The organism is Caballeronia sp. KNU42 (assembly GCF_053760385.1).
In genome coordinates this window covers 2,219,631-2,242,445 of sequence record NZ_CM132389.1, presented here as the reverse complement: position 1 = coordinate 2,242,445, position 22,815 = coordinate 2,219,631, and the positions used below count along the sequence as shown (strand labels likewise).

Below are 22,815 nucleotides of genomic sequence, written 5' to 3'. Positions count from 1 at the left end.
TATGTCCAGATATCTGAATCTTGTCGTTTTTTTGGTAGGTCTGGCCGCTGTGTGCTGGATCGGCGCGGGCTACGTCGGCTCGAACACGCTGGCGCTGGCCGTCACGATGCTGGTGGCTGCCTGCTATCTGGCGGGTGCGCTCGAGTTGCAACGCTACAGCCAGGCCACTTCAACTTTGACGATGGCCGTCACGGAGCTGTCCGGACCTCCGCCCGCACTCGCCGCGTGGCTTGAGCGCTTGCATCCTAGCTTGCGCCACCCGGTGCGGCTGCGTGTCGAAGGCGAGCGTATCGCGCTGCCCGGCCCCGCGCTTGCGCCCTACCTGGTCGGCTTGCTCGTGTTGCTGGGCATGCTGGGCACGCTCCTGGGCATGGTCGCGACCCTGAGAGGGACAGGCGTGGCGCTGGAAAGCGCGACGGACCTGCAGGCTATCCGCGATTCGCTGGCCGCACCGGTCAAGGGGTTGGGCTTTGCGTTCGGCACCTCGATTGCGGGCGTGGCCACCTCCGCCATGCTCGGGCTGCTATCCGCGCTGTGCCGGCGCGAGCGGATCGAAGCCGGGCAGATGCTCGACATGAAGATCGCGACCACATTACGCATCTACTCGCAGAACCATCAGCGCGAGGAAACCTTCAAGCTCCTGCAGCGGCAGGCCGACGGGATGCCTGAACTGGTCAATCGTCTGCAGATGATGATGGCCGCCATCGAGCAGCAGAACCTCGCCGTGAACGCGCGGCAGATCGCAAGCCAGGAGGCTTTCCACGACAAGACCGAGGCCACCTACGCGCGGCTCGCTTCATCGGTGGAACGCTCGTTGAAGGAGAGCGTCGCCGACAGCACCCGCGCCGCCGGCGCGGCGCTGCAGCCGGTCATGGAAGCCACGATGGCGGGCCTTGCGCGCGAGACGGCTTCGTTGCACGCCACCGTCACTCACGCCGTGCAGCAGCAACTGGACGGTCTGTCGAGCGGCTTCGAGGCGAGCACCACCACCGTGGCCGGCATCTGGAATCAGGCGCTGGAGGGACACCAGCGCGCAAGCGAAGCGCTGGTCCAGCAACTGGGCAGTTCGCTGGATCGATTCACCGAAACCTTCGAGCAACGTTCGGCAGGTTTGTTGGAAGGCGTGTCCGCGCGTCTGGACACTACGGCAGGCAGTGTGTCCGTGGCGTGGAACGAAGCGCTGTCACGGCAGGAACGCGCCGGCGAAACGCTGGCGGCTCACAACGAGCAGGCCTTGGCCAACGCTGCCGCGACCTTCGAGCAGCATTCGGCTTCGCTGCTGCGCACCGTAGGCCAATCGCAAACGGACTTGCAGGGCGAACTGGCATCGCGGGACGAGCAACGGCTTGCGGTCTGGACCGAGACGCTCGGTTCGATGGCCGCTACGTTGAGCCGCGAGTGGGAGCAGGCGGGCACGCGCACCGCGAGCCGGCAGCAGGAAATGTGCGACACGCTGGCGCAAACCGCACGCGATATATCGGAGCAGACGCAGGCGCACGCCAGCAACACGATCGCCGAAATCGACCGGCTGGTACAAGCTGCGTCGGAAGCGCCCAAGGCCGCGGCGAACCTGCAGGCGGAATTGGCATCGCGGGATCAGCAGCGGCTGGCGGCATGGACCGAGACGCTTGCTTCGATGGCCGCCACGCTGAGCCGAGAATGGGAGCAGGTCGGTACGCGCACCGCGAACCGGCAGCAGGAAATCTGCGACACGCTCGAGCGAACCGCGCACGAGATATCGGCCCAGACGCAGGCGCATGCCAGCAACACGATCGCGGAGATTTCCGGGCTCGTGCAGGCGGCGTCCGAAGCTCCCAAGGCTGCGGCCGAAGTCGTCGCCGAACTGCGCCAGAAGCTCTCCGACAGCATGGTCCGCGACACCGCCATGCTCGAGGAGCGCAGCCGTCTGCTGGCGACACTGGAAACCCTGCTCGATGCGGTGAACCACGCATCCACCGAGCAGCGCTCAGCCGTCGACGCTCTGGTCGCGACGTCAGCAGGTCTGCTGGAGCACGTGGGCACCCAGTTCGCCGACAAGGTTGAAGCCGAGACGGCCAAGCTCGGCGCCGTGGCCGCACAGGTCACCGGCAGCGCGGTCGAGGTCGCGAGCCTGGGCGAAGCGTTCGGCATGGCCGTACAGGTGTTCGGCGATTCGAACGAAAAGCTGGTGACGCATCTCCAGCGGATTGAAAGCGCGCTGGACAAATCGCTCGCACGCAGCGACGAACAGCTCGCCTATTACGTGGCGCAGGCTCGGGAAGTCATCGACTTGAGCATGATGTCGCAGAAGCAGATTGTTGAAGACCTGCAACAGCTCGCCGGACGGCGTGCGTCCGCCGGAGCCGAAGCTGCATGAGCGAGGATATCGACGGCGGCGTGGAGACGGCCGCGCCTGTATGGCCCGCGTTCGCCGACTTGATGTCGGTGCTGCTGGGCGCGTTCATGCTGATCATGATTGGCGTCATCGGCGTGCAGCTTGAGCTGTCTTCCAAGCTTGAACAAGAGGTCAAGCAGCGGCAGCTGGAAACGCAGCGCCGCAAGACCCTGGAGCAGGCGCTGGCCGGGCCGTTGGCGGCCGGCCGGGTGACGCTCGTCAACGGACGTATTGGCATCAACGGCAGCGTGTTGTTCGCGCTCAACTCCGATCAGTTGCAGCCCGAAGGCCGCGACGTATTGAAGAGCCTCGCCGGGCCGCTGAGCGCTTATCTCCGGGCCAACGAGCAGATCCTGATGGTGAGCGGCTTTACCGATGACCGGCAGTTGCGAGAGGGCAACCGCCGCTTTGCCGACAACTGGGAGCTGTCGGCCCAGCGCGCGTTGACGGTGACCCGCGCGTTGATCGATGCGGGTGTCCCCTCCTCCTCGGTATTCGCAGCCGCGTTCGGTTCGCAGCAGCCCGTGAGTTCGAATTCCGATAACGAAGGACGGGCGAAGAACCGGCGCGTGGAAATAGCGCCGGTCCCACGGCCGTCGAGCGCAGCGGTGAAGTCCGGTGAATAGCGACGCTGGTGATGTAACGAGCAGTGTCCGCTCGACGCTCGATGCGTGGCGCGAGCGCGGCGCCGATCGGCTGGACCCCGTCCGGTTTTATTTAATGGAAGCGCTGGATCGGCGAGCGGCCGGCCATAGCGGCGAGGCACGACGCATCCTGAATGAAAGGCTGGCCAAACTGCTTCAGGCGTATGCCGACGATCTCGAGAATGCCGCGCCCCAAACCGCCAGTGCCGGTGAGCCTGCTCACGGTGCGCTTGCCGGGCTGATCGAGTACGTGAGCAGCCGTGCTCCGGCGGATGGCGACGAGGGTCACGCCCTGCCCCGCCCCGCGTCCTATCCAGATATGGAAGTGCTCGATTACTTCCGGAAAACCTGGACCAGGGTCAGCGCCGAAAAACAATTTCGACAGTCGCTCGCGCAAGTCCCCGGCAATGCCGGTCCGCTCAATTCGAGCAGCCTCGTGCATCGTTCGCTCTCGCTGATGCGCGAGTTGTCGCCGGGGTATCTGGAGCAGTTCCTGTCGTACATCGACGCCTTGTCGTGGATGGAGCAGATGAACGGCGGCGGCGCGTTGCCGGATAAAGACGCGCCTCGCTCCGGTAGCCCCCGGAAAAGTACGCGCGGCAAGGCACGCTAGCGAAGCGCCGGTCGTCAATGATGCTCACCCGGCGTCAATGACCAAGACCGCTTGCGGCAACCTGCTGTTCCACGTACTGCGCGAACAGGGAATGCAGACGCGTTGTCGGATGAATGTCGTCGGCGAATATGTACGTCTGATCGGCATTGGATGTCGCGTAGGTGGGCGGCGAGCAGAGCAGCGCCGTGTCATCCGGCGTTTTCGAAGGGTCGCAGGCGGTGGCGGTGTTCGACACGACGAAACCATTCGCCTGAAAGTTCGCGATGATCTGATCCGCCCATGTGTAAGCATCGATCTGGATCACCTTGCCTTGCAGGCCATCGGCTTGCAGGGCAGCGTTCAAGTCGTTGTTGAACAGTTGCGATAACTGGGTCAGGTTTGCCCCGCCATCGGCCGATGTAATGCCTTTGGGAGTCAGTCCGATATTCGGGACATTGACCAACACCACATGAGTGGCGCCCCCCTGCACGATCTGTCCGACAACTTGAGCCAGGGTGCTTGCCGCCGTCTGCACGGTCGGCGCCGCGGCCGGCAGCGTCCCTGCGCGAAGTACATCGTTTGCGCCAGCCCAGACCAGCACCAGTTGATTGGAGTTGAAGCTGCCGTGAGCGGCCAGATAGCTCGAAACCTGCTGATTGACGGGCATTTCTATATTGCCGATCACGTCAGTCAGGAAGTCATACAGGTTTGCGGGCGTGGCCACGGTCGCACCGCCCTGCGCATAGCCTAGACCGCCTTGCGCCTTCAACTCGTGAGTGATGTCGATCGTATAGGCAGCCGTGAGCGTGTTGCCGTAATACTGCGCGACATCCTGAGTCCACACCTGCCCCGGATTGGTCGTGAAACGACCGCCGCCTACCGCGCTGGCGAGCGGCGCGTAGGTCCCGACGTCCGACAGACTGTCGCCGAACGAAACGACCTGCAGATCGATGCCGCCAGGCGGAGAAGGCGCGCCACTCGAGCCGCTGCCGCCTCCGCCACATGAGGCAAGCAGTGAAACCGCCATGGCAAGAATTGCAGCGCGTACCCGGTCATTGCTTCCTGGCATAGCTCCTCCCATGCGGATTGGCGGGCAGTGGCCCTTGTACGTTGGGCTTGTCGCCAGCCTGTTTGCCGCTCCGGCGGCATGCACTTTCGCTCAAGCAAAAAGCATGCGCTGTGGCGCTGACAATTCCCTCAATCCACCGGGCATCGCCCTAAAGCGCTTTCAAGGAATCAACCCGGCCGCCCGATATCCGGTAATCGCGCGGTCGAACATGGCGATGTCGCCCCGCCCTCGCGCCACGAGCTGAGCACCTCCAATTGCAGCGTAGATCGCAAGCGCCTGGTGTTGAATTGCATCCTTGCCTGTCTTGGCCTTTCGAAGTGAAAGCACCTCAGTCAACCATTTGACGTTGACGTCGGCGAATCGGTCCACCTCTGTTCGCACTTCGTCGGGCAAGTCCTCGTATTCGGCGGACATCAGTCCGACAAGGCACATCCGATTGTCATTGAGCAATGCCGCTCGAAAGATCGCCGCGTAACCCGTCATGCATTTGTGAGCGTCTTTGGACGTAGCCAGCAACTTATCAAGCGCCACTCTGCCGTCGTCTGTGTAGCGTTGCGCCAGCGCGGCGCCAAGATCGCCTTTGGTGGGAAAGTGATGGTGGATGCTCGCACTGGACACACCCACCTCTTTTCCGATTTCACGAAAGCTTAGCGCGTTGTAGCCGTGCGCCTGCACCATGAGCCGCGCCACGCTCATGATTCGTTCCTTGGTGTCTGGGGTGGTCATCAGGGGTCTTCACTGGATAGGTAGCGGTGAGTATATCCCTATCGATAGATAAGCACCATCGTTCTACTTTCCTATCGATAGATAGTTGTTGACATCGCGACCTTCACCTTTCATGCTTCGTTCCGCGCCTTACCTATCGATAGATAACACGGAGAATTGATCATGAAAATTTACGACATCCCTGGTTTCCCGAATCCGGCCCGCATTCGCATCGTCCTCGCCGAGAAGGGACTGGATTCCCAAATCGAATTCGTGAAAGTGGATCTGTTTGCGGCCGAGCACAAGCAAAGCGCGTTTCTCGCCATCAATCCGACGGGAACGGTTCCCGTTCTCGAACTCGACGATGGCACGTTTATCTCGGAAGGCGTCGCGATTACGGAATATCTCGACAACCTGGATGGAAAGCCCACGCTCACCGGCAAGACGCCGAAGGACAAAGCGGTCATCCACATGATGCAGAAACGGGCTGACGATCAACTCATCGATGCCGTCGGCATCTATTTTCACCATGCAACGCCCGGACTGGGTGCACGCCTGGAAGCCTACAAGAGCCCCGAGTGGGCGCACCGGAAGGAATGGGGCGAGCGCCACCTTGAGAAGTTCGTGCGCGGCATGAAGTACTTCGACGGGGTCCTTAAAGCGCACCCCTACGTGGCCGGCGATGATTTCTCGATGGCCGATATCACGGTCTATGCTGCGCTCTTGCATGCAGGCGCCGCAGGCATTGCGATTCCAGACGATTGTTCGGCCTTGTCTGCGTGGCAGGCAAAGGTATCGGAGCGGCCGAGCGTGAGGAATCGCAGCGGACAGGTGATGGAACTGCCGGGCTGATACGCGCGGTGTGAAGGCCGCTTTCTGCGGCCCATGGCTCAGGCCGCCCGTTTGCTGCGCGGCGGCCCCGTCAACGTATCCACGTTGGCCTTCGCGATCCGGATGGCTTTGTCGAAGCTGCTATCGGTGGCCACGTGCCTGTTATTCACGCTCACGAGCCAGCGGTCTCCGCTGCAGCACCAACGGATCCTCCGCTCCTCGAGAAGCGGTGCGAACCACCGCCAGATGGCGGCGTCCTCGGCGTTGGCGGCCAAGGCCGCTGCCGTCCTGACATCGCTCATATCGATCTCCATCGTCCCTTCTCCAATCCGTTTGCACGCCAGTCTGCTTACCTGAAGCAATCATTGGAATTCGGCATTCTGGAACGCGGCATTTTGGTTGCTCGAAGGCGGATGCGAGCACGCCGGCTAATTCCCCAACGCGCGTTAACCCCAGCCTAATCGCGCCTTCCGCAACCAGTAATTGAGCAAAGACTTCGGTTGTTGCACGCTGTCACTTATCGAAGCACGGCAATGCATCAGCTTTGCTTGACGCGACGGCTATCCGTTTTCTTCAACTTATCGACTCAAACTCGTCACCATGTCAGCCAACTGGCCGGAAACAATCTTCGAGCACTTCAAAGCCGCTGACGTGCGGCAAGTGGCCTACGTGCCGGATGCGGGGCACAAACTTTTAATCGAACGCTGCGAAGCGGACGCCGGCATTCACGCTGTTTCCCTGACCACCGAAGAAGAAGGGGTGGCCATGATGGGCGGCGCATGGGTCGGCGGCCAGCGCGGTGTACTGCTCCTGCAGTCGAGCGGCGTGGGCAACTGCATCAACATGCTCTCGCTGCAGCACGAATGCCGCATGCCGATCGTGATGCTGGTCACCATGCGCGGAGAGTGGGGCGAATTCAATCCCTGGCAAGTGGCCATGGGCAAATCCACGCAGGCCGCCCTTGAATCAGCGGGCGTCTACGTCTACCGCGCCGATGATCCCGACGACGTCGCCGAGACCGTGCGCGCCGCGTTGAATTTCGGCTACAACACGTCCCGCATGGTTGCTGTCCTCATCGGACAGCGTGTCATCGGCACCAAGAACTTCCAGAAGTGATGTCATCAGTGAGCTCAACCATGACACAGCAGACGAAACCCTTGAACCGCCGGCTGGCGGTGAAGCGGATTCTCCACGATCGGCAGCAGGATGTGCTGGCTGTAACCAGCCTTGGCAATCCGACCTTCGACGTGGCAGCCGCCGGCGACACGCCACAGAACTTCTATCTTTGGGGGGCAATGGGTGGCGCCGTCACCTTCGGCCTGGGCGTGGCACTGGCCCAACCTGAAAAGCGCGTGATCGTATTCGTGGGCGATGGTGAAATGATGATGGGCCTGGGGTCGCTCGCGACAGTGGGAGTGGATCGACCCGCCAATCTGTCGATCGTCGTAATCGACAACGAACACTACGCGGAGACGGGCATGCAATTGGCGCACGCAGGCCGTGGGGTGGACATCACTGGCATTGCACGCGCCGCTGGATTCGAAAAGGCAACGACGATCCGTGCTGAGAACGAACTCGAGGAGTACATCGACGTCATTCTCAAGGCTACGGGTCCGGTCCTCGCCACCGTGAAGGTCGGCACCGATCCCGAACCGACCGCCCTTCCGCCCCGGGACGGTCCGTATCTGCGCAGCCGTTTCCGGGAAGCGCTATTGGGCGCCAAGGCCCACGCAAGTCAGTAAACGAGCACTGGAGCGTTCTTTAAGAATGCGGGCGGAAGAGCCCGCATTTCCGGGTCTCAGCCTCTTTTTCGCCCCTGTACAATCGGGATCAATTGTGACTTCACACTGATCCCCCATGCCCGCCAAGGCCTATTCCGATATGTTGGTGGAGGTCTTTCGCCAGTTGGATCGCCAGCCTGAGATGCTTGAGCGCGTCTTCGACTGCTTCCCGGATGTGCTGTACTACATCAAGGATGCGCAGGCGCGTTATCTGTCCGTCAATCAAACCCTCATCACCCGAAGCGGACTGTCACGCGACGATGTGATCGGAAAGACCGCTGACCAGCTATTCCCGGTGACGGGTGCAAGCACCAGCGCGCAGGACTTGAACGTTATCGAAACGCGGTCTCCCATTATCGATCGGCTGCGCCTCTACTCCGCAGGAATGGGGCATCGATACTGGTGCCTGAGCTCAAAGTTTCCGGTACTCAACGAAGACGGGCAGGCGATCGGATTGATCGGCATATCGCGCGATCTGCCTCGGCCTGACGAACGTCACCACGGCTACCGGCGTTTGCTCGAATATCTGGATTACCTGGAACAGAACCTTGGACAGAACATCCTGGTCACTGAAGCGGCGCAACGCGCTTCCATCTCCGTCGACACCCTGGAGCGTCTGACCCGTGAAGTGTTTCATCTCACGCCCAAACAGTTGCTGATGAAAATGCGGATCGATCACGCGTGCAAGCTGTTGGAAACGACTGATAACAGCATCACGGAAATTGCGACGGACTGTGGTTACGCCGATCACAGCGCGTTCACGCGTCAATTCAAATCTGCCACGCACCTCACGCCCCGGCAATATAGAAACGCGCGAGGGCGTGGCCTGAACCCTCACTGATAAAGCGGCTGGTCACGAGCGCCAGTAGTTAGTAAACACCCTCTTCAATCACCAGTCGTCCCGACGTAAGCCGCGCCGGCGACAGAGGCGAGAGGTCCAGCGTTTTGAAATCGCCGAAGCTCAACAACTCGGCAACGGCCCGTCCCACTCCCGGACTGTGCATCATGCCGTGGCCGCTGAAACCTGCCGCCACGAACGAGTTCTCCGGCCCCGACTGACCGACGATGCCGTTCTGGTCGAGGATGTTGTATTCATAGTAGCCGGCCCAGGCGTGTTCCACACGAAGCGCTTCAAACGCAGGGATTCGCTCGGCCAAGGTCGGCCAGATTACCTCGTCGAATTCGGAGAACTGCACGTCAAGGGGCGGGTAATCCGGGTCAAGCTCCGCGGAGGGCGAGACGATACACAGGAAATGGTTCTGTTCACGGCGCAAGTACACGCCCGAGGTATCGATCAGGATCGGCATATCCGGAATCGACGTCGGGCATGACACGACGAACGCTGAACGCCGCCTCGGCCGAACCGGCAGATCGACACCCACGCTTCTTGCAAGATCTGCGCACCACGCGCCGCTGGCATTGACAAACTTGTTTCCAGCGATTTTCCGCCCGTCCTTCAGTTCCACATGAGTGATCAGGTTTGCGCGCATACGGTAACCCGCCGCTTCACCCGTGACGAAGTGGACACCCGCTTCGCGCGCACGATTCCTGAACCATTGCATGACGCTGTAACCATCGAACCAGCCCTCGCCGGCAAGACCCTCGACGGCGTAAGTCAGATCACCGACATTCATCCATGGATAGCGCCGCAGCAGCTCTTCGACGGAATGCTCCCGCAATTCGACACCTAACGATCTGGCAAGGGTGCTTCGACGGCGCAGAGCCTTCTCTTGATCAGCATTCCCAACGAATAAATATCCGCAATCCACCAGATCGACTCCGCTACCGTATCGCGCCTTCTCTCGCTCGCAGGCGGAGAAAAATTCGTAACCGAACTGCGATAGCTGAATGCAGATTGGTGTGGAAAACTGCTGGCGGATCGAACTGGCTGATAGCGACGACGATGCAATTCTGTAGGTCGGATCTTTTTCTATCACCCAGATCTCACGGTTGGCAGATTCCTGGAGACTCAGGAAATAGGCTATGGAACAGCCAATCGCACCGCCCCCCGTGATGACAATTCGTTCGCTCATGCTTTACCTTCGAATGGGAACCCGGCAATGTAAATAGCAGACGCTCAGACAACCACTGTTTCGAGGCTTTGACACGCGGCGCGAATCCGGCTCAACGCTTCGTTCAATTCTTCAATGGACGCCGCATAAGAGAGCCTGAAGTACGGCGAGAGCAGAAAACCCGAACCCGAAACGACGGCCACGTTCGCCTCTTCCAGCAGGTACATGACAAAGTCATGATCGCTTTCAAGCAACCGCCCCTTCGCCGTACGACTTCCAATGACTCCGTGACAGCCGACGAAGGCATAGAACGCGCCCTCGGGCTGATTACTTCTTAGGCCCGGTATGTCACCCAATGTCTTGACGACCAGCTTCCTGCGTTCATCGAAAGCGACCCGCGAAGTTTCGACAAAGGACTGGTCCCCTGTGAGCGCTTCAATCGCAGCGTACTGCGATATCGACGATGCGCTGGTCACAATCTGGCCTTGCACCAGATTCATGGCCCGGATGAGCACCGCGGGTCCGGCTGAGTAGCCGATCCGCCAGCCTGTCATCGAATACATCTTCGACACGCCGTTGATGATCAGCGTGCGCTCTTTCAGATCCGGCGCGACGTTCAGGATATTAACGAACGGTCTGCCGGTATAGATGAGCTTTTCGTAGATATCGTCGGACAGAACCCAGACTTGGGGGTGTCGACGAAGCACCTCCGCGATCGCGCTGAGTTCGTCAGCCGAGTACACGGCGCCAGTCGGGTTCGATGGCGAATTCAGCATCAGCCACTTCGTACGCGGCGTGATTGACGCATCAAGCTGAGCAGCCGTGAGTTTGAACCCCGCCCCTTCGCCGCACTCCACGACGACAGGTATCCCATTCGCCATCTTTACGATCTCCGGATAGGAGACCCAGCAAGGCGCCGGCACGATCACTTCATCGTCCGGATTCAGCGAGGCAAAAAATGCCGCGAAAATAGCCTGCTTCGCGCCGACCGATACGCTGACGCAATCAACCGGATAATCAACGCCATTGTCCCGCTTCAACTTCGCAACTATCGCCTCCCGCAACTCTCGAACACCGGCCGCCTCGGTGTAACGTGTCTTGCCTTCGCGCATCGCACGAATAGCCGCAGCCTGGATATTCCCGGGTGTGTGAAAGTCTGGTTCGCCCTGCGACAGCGAGATAACGTTCTTCCCCTCTCGCCGCAGTGCGGCCGCTTTTGCCGCCATTGCCATGGTTTGCGCGGGGGCGATCTGGCCAATGCGATCTGCAATGAAGCCCATTTTATTTGTTCCGTTCAATTGGACAATCTGACCCGTCACCAGGGACCACCCGAGGGTCACGGACCTGACAGCACTTGCTTTTACAAACGCTCAGCCACCGACTTCATCTGCAGGAACTGCAGAAGGTAGTCAGGACCTCCCGTCTTGGTGTCGGTGCCACTGAGGTTAAAACCACCGAACGGCTGAATGCCAACGAGAGCACCCGTACATTTGCGATTGAAGTAAAGATTTCCGACATGAAAGTCGCGACGGGCTCGCTCTATGCGACGGCGGTCGTTCGAGAAGAGCGCGCCTGTCAAGCCGTAAACGGTGTCGTTGACAACGGCCAGGCCTTCTTCGAAATCCTTGACGCGGATGGCGGCGACGAACGGGCCGAACACCTCCTCCTGCGCAATGCGCGCGCGAGGCGACACGTCGCCAAAGACGGTCGGCTCGATCAGGAAGCCCGCTGCATTCTCCACGGCCTTGCCGCCGGTCAGCAGCTTGCCCTCGGTGTGGCCGATATCGATGTATGACAGCACCTTCCTGTACTGCAATTCGTTGCACACCGGACCGAAACTTGGATTGTCCCTGGCGTCACTGACTACCAGTTCCTTTGCTTTCGCGACGATCTTCCCGAGCAATGCGTCGTAGACTGAATCAACTACGATCAAACGCGAGCAGGCAGAACATTTCTGACCTGAGTACCCAAAAGCGGCCTGGATAACGCCAGTCGCCGCGTCATCGAGGTTCGCAGTTTCATCGACCAGGATTGCGTCCTTGCCGCCAAGCTCAAGGAAAACCCGCTTGATCCATTTCTGGCCTTGGGCAAGTTTCGCTGCGGACTCGTTGATCTGCGCACCGGTCGCGAGAGAGCCCGTAAAGTTGATAAAGCGCGTCTTGGGGTGAGCGACCAGATATGAGCCGATCTCCCGGCCGGTGCCCGGCAGGTAGTTCACCACGCCGGGCGGCAGGCCCGCTTGCGCGAAGATGTCGAAGATCTTCGCGAGTGAAACCACCGTGTCTTCAGCGGGCTTGCAAACGACCGTGTTACCCACCACGATCGCGCCGACAGTCATTCCGGTCATCAACGCCATCGGGAAGTTCCACGGCGAAATGGTGACGCCTACGCCCAGCGGAATATAGAAGCTCTCGTTCTCTTCGCCCGGAGCATCGACCAGCGACCCCAGGGCGCCCACGTGCCTGATCGCCTGGCGTGCGTAGTACTCGGTGAAGTCGATCATCTCCGCGACTTCGGCGCTTGCTTCCACATAGTTCTTGCCGATTTCATAGACCAGCCACGCCTCCAGTTCGCGCTTCTGCCTACGCATAATGGCTGCTGCCTTCAGCATGACGCGCGACCGGTCTTCCTGGCTCCAGCGCTTCCACGATTCAAATGCTGCCCATGCTGCATCCAGTGCGGCGTCCGCGTGCTGTGTCGTCGCCTTGGCGGTGTAGCCGACGATCTCTTGCGGATTCGACGGATTCGTCGAGACGAGTTTCGCCTCGGTCTGCACACGCGCGCCATTGATCACCAGCGGATACGTCTGGCCAAACTCGGAACGCACCTTTTTCAAAGCCCGCTGCATATCTGCCTTAGCATCTTCGGTGTCGAACAAATCGAACGGCTCGTTCTTGAACGGTGCAATCAGCATCGCTTTCTCCAGGTTGAATGGTTCTGGCTGCGCGGCCGCCCGACGAGCACGGCACGCTACCGAGAAGCCATTGTCCGGCGCGAAATTGTTCCGGTCTTGATCGGACTTCCTTTAATATTTGCGGCGTTTTGCATAGTTGCAAAAATGCGTAAGTACCGCATGCAAGCCAATGGTCCATTTATAGAAAGGATTCCTTCAAATCATCCCCAAGATATAGTAAATACGGATTTGCGGATTTATGCTATTTGCTACACTTGGGTCAACGGGAGCATCTCTTCATTCGGAGCACGCATCATGGCCATGCATTTCGATCTGGTGGATCTTCGTCTCATTACGTGTATTGCCGAGACGGACAGCTTGACGCGCGGTGCCGAGCGGTTCCATATGTCAGTACCCGCAGCAAGCACCCGCATCAAGAATCTCGAAGAAAGCATGGGGACAAAGCTGCTGTATCGGACGAGCCAGGGTGTGACCCTCACGCCACCGGGTCAGGCGTTCCTACATCACGCCCGGCTCGTGCTGTCGCAACTCGAACAGCTGCGCGGCGACATGCAGGAGTACGCGCGCGGCGTCAAAGGTCATGTGCGGATCTTTGCAAACACCACGGCCACCACTGAATTTCTTCCTAACGACCTGCGTGACTTCCTCGCCGAGCATCCTGACGTGAACGTCGAGCTCCGCGAGCGCTTGAGCCATGATGTGGTGCGTGCAGTCAGTGAAGGCACCGCAGATGTCGGCATTGTGGCAGGCAATGTCAGACCCGAGTCCTTGCAGGTCCTGCCCTATCGATCAGACCGGCTCATCCTGGCGGTCTCGAATTCGCATCCCCTGAGCGAGAAGGCGTCGATTCCTTTCCGAGAGGCAACCGGGTACGACTTCGTCTGCATGCCTGAAGCCAGCGCAATCCACACCTTCCTGAATCGGGTTGCAAACGACATGCACAAGAAACTCCAGGTGCGCATCGAGGTCGGCAACTTTGAAGCGTTGTGCCGGATGATCGAGGCCAACGTCGGGATCGGCGTGCTGCCGTGTTCATCGGCGGTGCGCTACGTCAAGACCATGAATATCAAGCTAGTTGAAATCGAAGACGACTGGGCCACGCGTAACTTGTTGATTTGCGTGCGCAACCTCGACCTGTTGCCGTCGTTCGCGCGCGAACTGGTCGACCTCCTCACGCAAAAGTGCAAAAACGACAGCGGGTCCGAAGCCGCGGCTCAGCTAGCCTCCCACCTAGCCTGACGGTCAGCTTTAGTCTGCGTTTAAAGCCCTCTTCTCAAGACACAAATTGTAGTCAGCGCGCCGGTGCGTCAATCTAGCTTCAACGACGCTTCCCGACGCCCCCATGACTGCTGAACTCAACTATCTGCGCACCTGGATCGGCCGTACACAGACCGAACAGGAATTCGTCTCTCCTCGGCTTGCCAGCCAGCTTGCGGCCACGCTGGAATTTGAGGGCGAGGCAGGCATCGGCAGTCCGTTGCCGCCTTTGTGGCACTGGGCGCTCTTTCCTCATATTGTTTCCCAATCGAACATCGGCTCGGACGGGCATCCGAAACGCGGTGGATTCCTGCCGCCCGTACCCCTGCAAAGACGCATGTGGGCGGGCAGCCGGGTTCGGTTCGACCGCTCACTCGTGGTCGGTAGCGAAGTCACCAGAACGTCCCAGATACTCGACGTAGCAGAGAAGGATGGGCGCACCGGGAAGCTCGTATTTGTGCGTCTGCGTCATGAACTGGAAGACCTCGACGGTCCGCTGATTTCCGAGGAGCAAGACATTGTGTACCGCGAGTCCTCGACGACCGCATACACCGCGGCGACAGGCCCATTGGCGCCTACGGAGTTCACGTGGCAACGGGAGATCGTGCCCGACCCGGTCCTGCTGTTCCGCTACTCCGCCGACACCTTCAATGGGCACCGCATTCACTATGACCGCACCTACGCGCGTGAGCAGGAAGGTTATCCCGCGTTGGTCGTCCATGGGCCACTGACTGCAACGTTGCTGATCGATCTCGTCCGGCGCAACATTCCCGGTAAATCGATCGCTTCCTTCTCGTTCAAAGCGGTCAATCCGCTCTTTGATCACGCCCCGTTTCACATCTTTGCAGCACATGCTCCCGGATCGACCGAGGTGAAGCTCTGGGCGGCCAATTCCGATGGTGTGCTGTGCGTCGACGCAGAAGCGACGCTAACCGCAAACAACTAAGGGCAAGCTGGCGGCGCCCGCAGGTATTTTCCAGGAATGACGATAAAGGAGCAGAGACAAGTGTTGGCTGACATTGACCCCTATCAGGACATTCGCGAAGCGGTTCGTGACCTGTGCTCCAATTTTCCGGCCGAGTATTTCCGCAAGGTAGACGAGGAGCGAGCCTATCCCGAGACCTTCGTGCAAGCCCTGACAGACGCGGGATGGCTCGCGGCCCTCATTCCCCAGGACTACGGCGGCTCCGGGCTCGGACTGACTGAAGCGTCGGTGATCATGGAAGAGATCAACCGCAGCGGCGGCAATTCCGGTGCGTGTCACGGGCAGATGTACAACATGGGGACACTGCTCAGGCATGGTTCCGAAGAGCAAAAGGCTCGCTACCTTCCGGATATCGCCAGCGGCAAGTTGCGGCTGCAATCGATGGGCGTAACCGAGCCGACGACGGGTAGCGACACCACCAAGCTCAAGACGACCGCGGTCCGCCACGGCGACCGCTATGTGGTCAATGGACAGAAGGTCTGGATCTCCCGGGTTCAACATTCCGACCTGATGATTCTGCTGGCGCGGACCACGCCTGTCGATCAGGTGGCAAGGAAATCGGAAGGCATGTCCATATTCCTGGTCGACCTGCATCAGGCAATCAGCAAAGGCATGACGGTGCGCCCCATCCCGAACATGGTCAATCACGAGACGAACGAACTCTTCTTCGACAACCTCGAGATCCCGGCGGAAAACCTCATCGGCGAAGAAGGCAAAGGCTTCAAGTACATCCTCGATGGCTTGAATGCTGAACGGACGCTCATCGCTGCCGAGTGCATCGGCGACGGATACTGGTTCCTCGACAAGGTCTGCAATTACGTTAAAGACCGCGTCGTCTTCGGCCGCGCGATTGGACAAAACCAGGGCGTGCAATTCCCGATAGCGCGTGCGTATGTCAACGTGGAAGCGGCGAGCTTGATGCGATATAAGGCCTGCGAGCTTTTCGACGCCAGGCGGCCGGCGGGTGCGCAAGCCAACATGGCAAAGCTGCTCGCCGCGGATGCTTCGTGGGAGGCGGCAAACGCTTGCCTGCAATTTCACGGTGGCTTCGGGTTCGCAAACGAGTACGACATCGAACGCAAATTCCGCGAGACACGGCTCTATCAGGTCGCGCCCATCTCGACCAATCTCATTCTTTCGTATGTAGCCGAGCATCTGCTCGGTCTGCCGCGTTCCTTTTGACGAGGCGAACATGAAACCGCTAGACGGCGTGAAGGTCATCACCCTCGAACACGCGATTGCAGCACCGTTTTGTACGCGTCAACTTGCAGATCTCGGCGCACGCGTGATCAAGATCGAACGCCCAGGTGTTGGTGACTTCGCCCGTGCCTACGATGAGCGCGTGCACGGCATGGCCTCGCATTTTGTATGGTGCAATCGCTCGAAGGAAAGTCTGACGCTGGACGTCAAGGCTCCTCAGGCAAACGAAATCCTCGAGCGCTTGCTGGAAGATACCGACGTGCTGGTGCAAAACCTTGCGCCCGGCGCGGCCGCGCGGCTGGGACTGTCGTTTGAAGCACTGCATGAAAAGTATCCGCGCCTGATTGTCTGCAACATCTCGGGTTATGGATCCGATGGCTCGTACCGCGACAAGAAAGCCTACGACCTGCTGATCCAGAGTGAATCAGGATTCCTTTCTATTACCGGAGACCCGGATTCACCGGCCAAGGCGGGCTGCTCCATCGCTGATATTGCTGCAGGGATGTATGCGTACACCAACATCCTCTCCGCGCTTCTGCAACGAGGCAAGACCGGCCTGGGAAAAGACATAGACGTTTCGATGCTGGAGAGCATGGTGGAATGGATGAGCTACCCCATGTACTACGCATTCGAGGGGGCACCTCCTCCCTCTCGCGCGGGGGCCGCTCATGCGACGATCTATCCCTACGGGCCCTTCCCTGCCGGCGATGCAAAGACCGTGATGCTGGGCTTGCAGAACGAACGTGAATGGGCAGTCTTCTGCTCACAGGTCCTCCTTGCGCCTGAACTCGCAACGGATCCCCGCTTCAATTCCAACTCGAAACGAACAGCGGCCCGGCAGGCACTCCGCGACATTATCGTGGCGGCCTTCAGCGAATTGACTTCCGAAGAAGTCATCAGCCGGCTGGATGCAGCGCAGATTGCCAACGCCCGCATGAACGACATGGCCGACGTGTGGTCGCATCCGCAACTGCAGGAGCGCAATCGCTGGGTCACGGTCGACTCGCCTGCTGGAAAGATCCCTGCATTGCTGCCACCCGGCATCAGCAATGCGATCGAAGTTCGGCTGGACGCCGTTCCCGCGCTAGGCCAACACACAGACGCCCTCTTGAGTGAATTGGGCTTTTCGACCGATGCCATCCGCGCGCTTCGCGAAGCAGCCATCGTCTAACCCTTTCTCCAAGGTACGCCTTTCATGAGCAACACCCAGATTCTTGCTTCGTTCGCGGCCAATCTCGAGTTTGAGCAGATTCCGAAGGAGGTGGTGGACCGCACGGAAGATCTGTTCCTTGACTGGTTCGGCTCGGCACTAGCCGGCCGTGGAGCTCGCCCCGTTGAGACGATCCAGAAACAGGCATTTGACTTTGGTCCGCAGTCCGGTCCCTGTGAAGTGCTGATCTCGCGACGATCGACCAGCCCGCTTTTCGCGGCGATGATCAACGCGGCCGCATCGCATTTCGCTGAACAAGACGACCTCCACAACAGCTCAGTCCTGCACCCGGCCACCGTCGTGTTTCCCGCGGCGTGGGCCGTCGCGCAAGCACTTGGCAGAAGCGGCAAGGAGTTCATCGCGGCGTGCGTCGCAGGGTATGAGGTGGGCATTCGCGCCGGTGAATTTCTCGGTCGCTCGCACTACAAGATTTTTCATACCACCGGCACAGTCGGTACGATCGCAGCCGCCGCGGCGGCCGGACACCTTTTGCGATTGAACGACGAGCAGATGGTCAATGCGTTCGGCTCTGCCGGCACGCAAGCAGCCGGACTCTGGGAGTTCCTGAAAGACGCAGCGGACTCCAAGCAACTGCATACGGCTAAAGCTGCGTCGAACGGACTTCTGGCAGCCTACCTGGCGGCCGACGGCTTCACGGGCGCGAAGGATATCTTCGAGGGTGCAAAAGGCATGGGCGCCGGCATGTCTGCGCAAACATATCCAGACAAGCTCACCGAAGCGCTAGGCCGGCGATGGGCGCTGATCGAAACGTCGTTCAAATATCACGCGTCCTGCCGGCACACTCATCCGGCGGCCGATGCCCTGCTGCAGGTTATTCAGCGTGAGAAGCTCTCGCCAGATGACATCGAGACGGTGGTGACTCATGTTCATCAGGCTGCCATCGATGTCCTTGGACCCGTAACCGATCCAAAGACAGTCCATCAGGCGAAGTTTTCCATGGGCACCGTGCTTGCTCTGGTTGCGGAGTTCGGCCATGCGGGCGTACGTGAGTTCGACGGCCATTACAAGGAAAGCGCCATCACGCACTTCTGCAACAAGGTTTCGATGGTGCTCGACCAAGAGGTCGACACAGCCTATCCGTCGCGCTGGATCGGGAAAGTCACGGTTCAGACGAAAGATGGCCGGACTTTCGAAGGCCGCGTGGATGATCCCAAGGGGGATCCGGGCAACACACTCTCGCGTACTGAACTCGAGCATAAAACCATCACGCTTGGTATGTATGGCAATGCGGCCACCGAAGACGAACTCAAGCGCGCAGTTGCGTCGATATGGGCGATTACGGAAGCTGTTGTCGTACCCAAGCTACTCCCTGAATCGATACTGGAAATTCACCATGGCTGACCTTGCTCCCCGGTCCTATCTCTTTGTTCCCGGCAACCGGCCAGACAGGTTTGCCAAGGCCGCTGCATCGGGTGTCGATGTGGTCGTGATCGACCTGGAGGACGCAGTGCCGCCGATCGAGAAGAAGGTCGCACGGGCCGCGCTTGCCGAGTGGCTGTCCGCCAGTCGTACACCGGTGACCGTACGCGTCAATGACGTGAACAGCGAATGGTTTCGCGACGACATTGCCTTGTGCCGCGCCCCGTGCGTCACCGCAGTCATGCTGCCGAAGACAGAACGCATCGACGACATCTTCCTCTGCGAGTTCGCCGGCAAGCCGACTGACATCTTGCCGATGATCGAAACCGCCCAGGGCTTTCGAAATGTGGTCGCCATAGCCCAGCACCGGCTAACCAACCGCCTCGTATTCGGGAATGTGGATTTCCAGCTCGATCTCGGCATAGATGGCGACGATGAGCAACTTCTCTACTTCCGCTCACAGATCGTCTTCGCCTCCCGCATCGGCAATTTGCTTCCACCGGTGGACGGCGTCAGTATCACACTCGACGACGCCGAGCAGATCACGCGCGACACACTCCGCGCAAAACGGCTCGGCTTCGGCGCCAAGCTTTGCATTCACCCCAGGCAGGTAGCTGCAGTCAATGCGGCGTTCGCCCCCACTGTGAAAGATCTGGAATGGGCGCGACGGGTTGTTGAAGGCGCAACTGCATCCCATGGAGCAGCCGTCGCCGTGGACGGCCGCATGGTCGACCGGCCGGTCATTTTAAAAGCCCAGGAAATACTGGCCGAGTCTCAGCGACGCCTGCCCGTTAGCACGTGATGCGATAGCACCAGTTCAACAGGAGACGAAAGTCATGCAACGATTTGGAATGCTCATCAATGGCGAATCATGCCCGTCGGCATCGGGCGAATGGTTCGATACTGAAAACCCCTTTACGGCGCAAACCTGGGCGCAAATCCCAAAAGGCAATGGCACTGACGTCGATCGCGCTGTGCAGGCGGCGCATGCCGCATTCAGTACAGGGCCATGGTCGCAGATGTCTCCGAGCCAGCGAGGTCTGCTGCTTCATCGCGTGGGCGACCTGATCGCACGCGACGCGCAGAAGCTTGCCGAGCTCGAAGTACGGGACAACGGCAAGCTCATGGCGGAAATGCTCGGCCAATGCCAATATTTGCCCCAGTGGTATTACTACTTTGGCGGCCTGGCGGACAAGGTTCAGGGCACCGTCATTCCGCTCGACAAGAAGGGCTACTTCAATTTCACGCGCAATGAGCCGCTAGGTGTCGTTGCTGCCATTACGCCGTGGAATTCACCGCTATTGCTGGCCACGTGGAAAATCGCGCCCGCGTTAGCCGCAGGTTGCACGATAGTGATCAAACCATCCGAGTTCACTTCAGCGTCGACAATCGAGTTCGCGAAGTTGTTCACTGAGGCCGGCTTTCCGCCGGGCGTAATAAACGTCGTGACCGGATTCGGTGCGGACGTTGGCTCTCCTTTGGTTGAACATCCGCTAGTCAAGAAGATCACCTTTACCGGCGCAGATTCCACGGGCCGCAAGATCAACGAAGCGGCAGCTCGACAGTTCAAACACGTGAGCCTCGAACTCGGCGGGAAGTCGCCCAATATCGTTTTCGACGATGCCGATCTGGACGACGCCGTAAATGGTGCGGTCTCAGGCATCTTCGCCGCGACCGGACAGACCTGCATTGCGGGTTCGCGGCTGTTGTTGCAGGAAAGCATCTACGAGACGTTCGTCGACAAACTCCTGACCCTGGCACGGACCGCGAAAATGGGCGATCCCTCGAGTATGGATACACAGGTCGGGCCGGTAACTACACGCCCTCAATACCAGAAGGTCTTGTTCTACATCGAGACCGCGAAGCAGGAAGGCGCTGCTTTGTTGCTCGGCGGAAAACCCGGCAGTGCGCCCGAATGCGGCAATGGCTGGTTCATCGAACCGACCATTTTCGGCGATGTGAACAACAAAATGCGAATTGCGCAGGAAGAAGTCTTCGGTCCTATCCTGTCGATCATCAAGTTCAAGGACGAAGACGAGGCGGTCGCGCTTGCCAACGATGTGCGCTTCGGCCTGGGCTCAGGCGTCTGGACGAAGGATATCGGCCGGTCAATTCGTGTCGCCGAAAAACTGCAGGCCGGCATGGTCTGGGTGAACAGCTATCGCGCAGTGAGTTATATGTCGCCGTTCGGCGGCTACAAGGATTCCGGACTCGGCCGCGAAAACGGCATCGACGCGATCCGCGAGTATTTGCAAACGAAGAGCGTGTGGATCAATACGGGCGTCAAGACTGCGAACCCGTTTGTCATGCGGTGAAAGTGTTGAAGCCCCGCGGCAAGCCGCGGGGCGGTGGCAAAAGCGGTTAAGTCAATTTGACCTGGGCATTACCTGTCGGCACTCGCAAAACATCAGGACTTGATACCTTGAGGTCCCTTGCTGCTTGGCGCGCGGACCTCCAACGTGACCCCGGCCCCTTCGTTGACGGTCTTGAAGTACGTGAACCCGCTTCGATCATCAAGACGTCCCCGCGCGAGAACATCCAGTCCGGCGTTCGTTGCCTGTTCCTCTGCCTTGTCGCAGCTCTCGACAGAAAAACCGAGATGAAAGACACCCTCGCCGCGCGTCTCCAGAAAACGTCGTTGCGGTGTGTCTCCTTCACCCGGCTGGCAAAGCTGCAGTTGCGCATTTTCGATGTTGGCGAACTTGTAGCGCATCTTCAGGAAGGCTTCACGATCGTAGCCGTTCAATTCGTACGCATCCATCGGCGGAAAATCAGTCCAGGGGCCCACTCCGATCGACTCGTAATACTTCACAGCGTGCTCGATATCACGAACCACGATGCAGACATGATGAAGCTTTTGAAAAATCGGCAGCTTTTCCATTTCGCGTTTGATTCCTGGTGAGTTTTGATGACGGATCAACCGGCCTTGGCAATCCTCGTCGGCGTAAAAGTTTCTGCCGCCTCGGCATGCGACGGTCCGGTGGCTGGGTTCCACTGGAATCCGGAACGGGCTACGACTCCGGGCTTCAGGCGCTGGTCCGGACCATAGTCCGCATGAGGATGAAAAAACAAAGGCTCCGTGCTTTCGATATTGCGCAAACGCGCTGCGTAACTGTCGAGGTAGTCCTGCCGCTCCCCGGGCGTCACACGACCCGGCATCCAGGACATATGTGGCGGCAGTACGTCGAAGCCGAGGTACTTGAAGATCCCGTTGTGGATTGGCCAGAGAATGTGGTTGATGTCACCGTCGACGCCATCCGGTTCGTAAAGACTGGAGGCCGTTCCGGTCGTGGCCGAGACCATTGCACGACGGCCCTTGAACATACCGGTGTCGTATTTCCGGCCAGTGGCATACGCGAATCCACGCGTCATTACACGGTCCACCCAGCCCTTCAGTATTGCCGGCATCCCGAACCACCACATGGGATATTGGAAGATGATCAGATCGCACCAGAGCACTTTCTGTTGTTCGGCGTAGACATCGGGCGTCGGCTTCGTCGACGTCCCGAACATGTGCTCCTGTTCCGCCGAAAGGTCGAGGAAGTCGGGGTCAAGGCGCTCACCCACGAAGTCTTCCGGGCCGAGTTCGGGCCGCCACTTCAGTTGGTATAGGTCTGTCACCTGAACCTCGTGACCCGCTTCTTTCAGGGTCGACACAGCCGTATCTTTCAGCGCACCGTTGAACGACTTAGGTTCGGGGTGGGCAAAAACGATGAGCACTTTCATACGATTACTCCATAAATACCTGTTTATTGAGCGTGCCGGCCGTTAGCCTACGCCTGTTGGATTCGTTCCCTTATGCGGCGATCTTTCCGCGCGAAACTGTGAGGATCGGTCCCGGCGTAGCGGTCGAATCGGTTT

22 protein-coding genes are annotated in these 22,815 nt (G+C 59.4%); 14 read left to right on the top strand and 8 right to left on the bottom strand.

Translation table 11 applies throughout. The annotated features are described in order from the left end of the window. Position 1: 1 nt before the first annotated feature. Genes ACSOSP_RS29405 through ACSOSP_RS29395 form a run of 3 tightly spaced genes read left to right on the top strand, consistent with a single transcriptional unit; the run spans position 2 to position 3,631 of the window. Entirely contained in the window at positions 2 to 2,356 is a 2,355-nt protein-coding gene (locus ACSOSP_RS29405) for a DUF802 domain-containing protein (protein WP_455312000.1), read from the top strand. Then, positions 2,353 to 3,000, top strand: a complete 648-nt coding sequence (locus ACSOSP_RS29400) for an OmpA family protein (protein ID WP_455311998.1) — start codon at positions 2,353 to 2,355, stop codon at positions 2,998 to 3,000. The genes ACSOSP_RS29405 and ACSOSP_RS29400 overlap by 4 nt, the downstream gene beginning before the upstream one ends. Further along, complete coding sequence (locus ACSOSP_RS29395; RefSeq protein WP_455311997.1) at positions 2,993 to 3,631, top strand: DUF2894 domain-containing protein; 639 nt, start codon at positions 2,993 to 2,995, stop codon at positions 3,629 to 3,631. Before ACSOSP_RS29400 ends, ACSOSP_RS29395 begins: the two co-directional genes overlap by 8 nt. Before the next feature lie 34 nt (positions 3,632 to 3,665). Here ACSOSP_RS29395 and ACSOSP_RS29390 read toward each other — a convergent pair whose 3' ends face one another. Both ACSOSP_RS29390 and ACSOSP_RS29385 read right to left on the bottom strand, forming a co-directional pair. Further along, entirely contained in the window at positions 3,666 to 4,679 is a 1,014-nt protein-coding gene (locus ACSOSP_RS29390; RefSeq protein WP_455311996.1) for an SGNH/GDSL hydrolase family protein, read from the bottom strand. Positions 4,680 to 4,838: 159 nt separating this feature from the next. Beyond that, the gene (locus ACSOSP_RS29385; RefSeq protein WP_455311995.1) at positions 4,839 to 5,405 is read right to left on the bottom strand and encodes a TetR/AcrR family transcriptional regulator; all 567 of its coding nucleotides are present in this window, start codon (positions 5,403 to 5,405) and stop codon (positions 4,839 to 4,841) included. 162 nt (positions 5,406 to 5,567) lie between these two features. Here ACSOSP_RS29385 and ACSOSP_RS29380 point away from each other — a divergent pair, with 162 nt between their 5' ends. After that, the gene (locus tag ACSOSP_RS29380) at positions 5,568 to 6,236 is read left to right on the top strand and encodes a glutathione S-transferase family protein (protein WP_455311993.1); all 669 of its coding nucleotides are present in this window, start codon (positions 5,568 to 5,570) and stop codon (positions 6,234 to 6,236) included. 38 nt (positions 6,237 to 6,274) lie between these two features. Here ACSOSP_RS29380 and ACSOSP_RS29375 read toward each other — a convergent pair whose 3' ends face one another. Next, entirely contained in the window at positions 6,275 to 6,529 is a 255-nt protein-coding gene (locus ACSOSP_RS29375; protein ID WP_455311992.1) for a hypothetical protein, read from the bottom strand. A 286-nt stretch (positions 6,530 to 6,815) separates the two neighbouring features. On the opposite strand from ACSOSP_RS29375, the gene ACSOSP_RS29370 reads away from it, so the two are divergent. From ACSOSP_RS29370 to ACSOSP_RS29360, 3 genes are all read left to right on the top strand, one after another. Next, positions 6,816 to 7,331, top strand: a complete 516-nt coding sequence (locus tag ACSOSP_RS29370) for a thiamine pyrophosphate-binding protein (protein ID WP_455311990.1) — start codon at positions 6,816 to 6,818, stop codon at positions 7,329 to 7,331. A 20-nt stretch (positions 7,332 to 7,351) separates the two neighbouring features. Beyond that, entirely contained in the window at positions 7,352 to 7,957 is a 606-nt protein-coding gene (locus tag ACSOSP_RS29365) for a thiamine pyrophosphate-dependent enzyme (RefSeq protein WP_455311989.1), read from the top strand. A 115-nt stretch (positions 7,958 to 8,072) separates the two neighbouring features. Then, on the top strand, positions 8,073 to 8,837 hold the full coding sequence (locus tag ACSOSP_RS29360) for a helix-turn-helix domain-containing protein (protein WP_455311987.1): 765 nt from the start codon (positions 8,073 to 8,075) through the stop codon (positions 8,835 to 8,837). 28 nt (positions 8,838 to 8,865) lie between these two features. Here the strand turns inward: ACSOSP_RS29360 and ACSOSP_RS29355 are convergent, their stop codons facing one another. From ACSOSP_RS29355 to pruA, 3 genes are all read right to left on the bottom strand, one after another. Next, positions 8,866 to 10,029 carry an NAD(P)/FAD-dependent oxidoreductase gene (locus tag ACSOSP_RS29355; RefSeq protein ID WP_455311985.1) on the bottom strand — a complete coding sequence of 388 codons (1,164 nt, stop codon included), beginning with the start codon at positions 10,027 to 10,029 and terminating at the stop codon, positions 8,866 to 8,868. Between the two features lie 44 nt (positions 10,030 to 10,073). Further along, a complete protein-coding gene (locus tag ACSOSP_RS29350; protein ID WP_455311984.1) occupies positions 10,074 to 11,288 on the bottom strand; it encodes a pyridoxal phosphate-dependent aminotransferase in 1,215 nt (404 codons plus the stop codon). An 80-nt stretch (positions 11,289 to 11,368) separates the two neighbouring features. Beyond that, a complete protein-coding gene (pruA, locus tag ACSOSP_RS29345) occupies positions 11,369 to 12,922 on the bottom strand; it encodes an L-glutamate gamma-semialdehyde dehydrogenase (protein WP_455311983.1) in 1,554 nt (517 codons plus the stop codon). Between the two features lie 294 nt (positions 12,923 to 13,216). Between pruA and ACSOSP_RS29340 the strand changes: the two genes are divergently transcribed. The 7 genes from ACSOSP_RS29340 to ACSOSP_RS29310 all read left to right on the top strand — a co-directional run bounded on the left by ACSOSP_RS29340 (position 13,217) and on the right by ACSOSP_RS29310 (position 21,269). Continuing rightward, positions 13,217 to 14,161 (top strand): LysR substrate-binding domain-containing protein, encoded by a 945-nt coding sequence (locus tag ACSOSP_RS29340; protein WP_455313707.1) that lies wholly within the window; start codon positions 13,217 to 13,219, stop codon positions 14,159 to 14,161. Between the two features lie 103 nt (positions 14,162 to 14,264). After that, positions 14,265 to 15,125 (top strand): FAS1-like dehydratase domain-containing protein, encoded by an 861-nt coding sequence (locus ACSOSP_RS29335; protein ID WP_455311981.1) that lies wholly within the window; start codon positions 14,265 to 14,267, stop codon positions 15,123 to 15,125. 60 nt (positions 15,126 to 15,185) lie between these two features. After that, positions 15,186 to 16,346: an acyl-CoA dehydrogenase family protein gene (locus tag ACSOSP_RS29330; protein ID WP_455311979.1), complete on the top strand. Its 1,161-nt coding sequence runs from the start codon at positions 15,186 to 15,188 to the stop codon at positions 16,344 to 16,346. A 10-nt stretch (positions 16,347 to 16,356) separates the two neighbouring features. Next, a complete protein-coding gene (locus ACSOSP_RS29325; protein ID WP_455311977.1) occupies positions 16,357 to 17,535 on the top strand; it encodes a CaiB/BaiF CoA transferase family protein in 1,179 nt (392 codons plus the stop codon). Positions 17,536 to 17,559: 24 nt separating this feature from the next. After that, positions 17,560 to 18,936, top strand: coding sequence for an MmgE/PrpD family protein (locus tag ACSOSP_RS29320; RefSeq protein WP_455311975.1), 1,377 nt, complete (start codon positions 17,560 to 17,562; stop codon positions 18,934 to 18,936). Then, positions 18,929 to 19,756, top strand: a complete 828-nt coding sequence (locus ACSOSP_RS29315; RefSeq protein WP_455311973.1) for an HpcH/HpaI aldolase/citrate lyase family protein — start codon at positions 18,929 to 18,931, stop codon at positions 19,754 to 19,756. Before ACSOSP_RS29320 ends, ACSOSP_RS29315 begins: the two co-directional genes overlap by 8 nt. 34 nt (positions 19,757 to 19,790) lie before the next feature. Next, a complete protein-coding gene (locus ACSOSP_RS29310) occupies positions 19,791 to 21,269 on the top strand; it encodes an aldehyde dehydrogenase (protein ID WP_455311972.1) in 1,479 nt (492 codons plus the stop codon). A 92-nt stretch (positions 21,270 to 21,361) separates the two neighbouring features. Here ACSOSP_RS29310 and ACSOSP_RS29305 read toward each other — a convergent pair whose 3' ends face one another. Then, positions 21,362 to 21,835 (bottom strand): VOC family protein, encoded by a 474-nt coding sequence (locus ACSOSP_RS29305; protein WP_455311970.1) that lies wholly within the window; start codon positions 21,833 to 21,835, stop codon positions 21,362 to 21,364. Between the two features lie 35 nt (positions 21,836 to 21,870). Then, positions 21,871 to 22,680, bottom strand: a complete 810-nt coding sequence (locus ACSOSP_RS29300) for an NAD(P)H-dependent oxidoreductase (RefSeq protein WP_455311969.1) — start codon at positions 22,678 to 22,680, stop codon at positions 21,871 to 21,873. Between the last annotated feature and the right edge of the window lie 135 nt (positions 22,681 to 22,815).